At 70.7% G+C, this 2,132-nt stretch carries 1 protein-coding gene; it reads left to right on the top strand.

From position 1 onward, the window contains the following. Positions 1–2,071 (top strand): LamG-like jellyroll fold domain-containing protein (locus tag ACTUAL_RS22490; RefSeq protein ID WP_440901629.1); only part of this gene is annotated, 2,071 nt, incomplete at its 5' end. Between the last annotated feature and the right edge of the window lie 61 nt (positions 2,072–2,132).

The raw sequence follows: 2,132 nt of genomic DNA on the forward strand, positions 1-2,132 counted from the left end.
GGGCCGGGGGCAGCGGTTGAAGCTGAACTTCGGCGCGGTCGACTACCGGGCCACCGTCTGGGTGAACGGCGTCAAGGTGACCGAGCACGAGGGCGGGTACACGGCGTTCACGGCTGATGTGACGGACGCGCTCGGCGGGCGCAGGCAGCACGAGCTGGTCGTGGCGGTCACCGACACGACCGGGGCCGAGCAGCCGGTGGGCAAGCAGACGTCGAACCCGAGCGGGATCTTTTACACGGCGTCGTCGGGGATCTGGCAGACGGTGTGGCTGGAGCCGGTGCCGGACCGGGCGATCGACGACGTGGTGAGCACGCCGGACATCGCGGCGGGGACGCTCTCGGTGACGGTCCGGTCGGCGACGTCACCCGGCGGTCGGGTGACGGTCACCGCGCAGGAGAAGGGCGGCCGGAAGGTCGGCAGCGCGACGGGGGCGGCGAACTCGGCGCTGACCGTGCCGGTGCCGAAGGCGCGGCTGTGGAGCCCGGAGGACCCGTACCTGTACGACCTGGAGGTCGTGCTGGAGGACGGGCGCAGCAAGGACGTGGTGTCGAGCTACTTCGGGATGCGCTCGATCGGGATCGCGCAGGTGAACGGGTTCCCGAAGCTGGTGCTCAACGGGAAGCCGGTGTTCTCGCTGGCGCAGCTCGACCAGGGGTTCTGGCCGGACGGGTTGAACACGGCGCCCACGGACGCGGCGCTGGAGTTCGACCTGAAGGCGCAGAAGGACCTCGGGTACAACGCGGTGCGCAAGCACATCAAGGTGGAGCCCGCGCGGTGGTTTTACCACGCGGACCGGCTGGGGTTGCTGGTGTGGCAGGACTTCGTGTCCGGCACGTTCAACACCGAGGCGGGGCGCGCGGCGTTCCAGGCGCAGGGCGCGGCCGTGGTCGAGCAGCACCGGTCGTCACCCTCGGTGATCGGTTGGATCGTGTTCAACGAGGGGTGGGGTGAGTGGGACCGGGAGGAGACCGGTCGCATCACCGAGCGCGTCCAGGCTTCCGACCCGTCGCGGGTGGTGAACGCGCACAGCGGCGTGAACTGCTGCGCGTCGAAGGGCGACTCCGGCAAGGGCGACGTGATCGACCACCACGACTACAACAACGACTCGCCGCCGTGGCCGGACGCGACGCGGGTGGCGATGGACGGCGAGCACGGCGGGTTCACGCTGCGCACGCCGGGCCACCAGTGGCCGGGCGCGCCGACCGCGATCTACAGCGGGGTGGCGAGCAAGGCGGAGCTGACCGCGAAGTACGTGTCGAACACCGAGCAGCACTACCTGCAGGCGGCTGGGGCCGAGTTGTCGGGGTCGGTGTACACGCAGGTCACGGACCTGGAAACCGAGCTGAACGGGTTGTGGACGTACGACCGGCGGGAGATCAAGGTCGATCCGGGTCCGGTGCGCGAGATCAACCGGAAGGTGATCGAGGCAGGTGCGGCGGCGGGCACGTACCGCTACCCCGCGAAGGGCGCGTGGTCCCTTGACGAGGGCCAGGGCGCGGTCGGCCGGGATGCCTCCGGCGGTGGCAGCGACCTGTCCGTGACCGGGGCGACGTGGGCGGAGGGCCTGGGCGGGACGGCGCTGTCGTTCAGCGGCGCGAACCAGTACGCGCAGACGGCGGGACCGGTGGTCGACACGAGGACCGATTACACGATCTCCGCCTGGGTGACCCTCGATGGAGCCCCGACCAACTGGGTGACCGCGGTGAGCCAGGACGGCCGCAGGCGCGAGAACCCGTTCTACCTCCAGTACGGCCAGGGCGGCTTCGCCTTCAGCGGCCCCGGCGGCCACCGCGCGGTGTCGCAGCCGGTGACCCCGGAGGCGGGCAGGTGGTACCACCTGGTGGGCGTGCACGACGCGACGAAGGCGGAGTTCCGGCTGTACGTGGACGGTGCCCTGGCCGGGACCACCCAGGCGGGCGACCCCCAGCTGAGCACGGGGCCGCTGTCGATCGGGAGGGCGAAGTACGCGGGCGGGAACGTGGACTTCTGGAAGGGGAAGGTGGACCAGGTCCAGGCGTTCGGCAGGGCCCTGACCGGGGCCGAGGTGGCAGAGCTGCACTCGGCGCGGTGATGGGGGCGGTTGGTGGTGGTTGGTCGGTGTGGTTGATCAGCGGTGGTTGATCGGCGATAGC

The organism is Actinosynnema sp. (assembly GCF_052038725.1).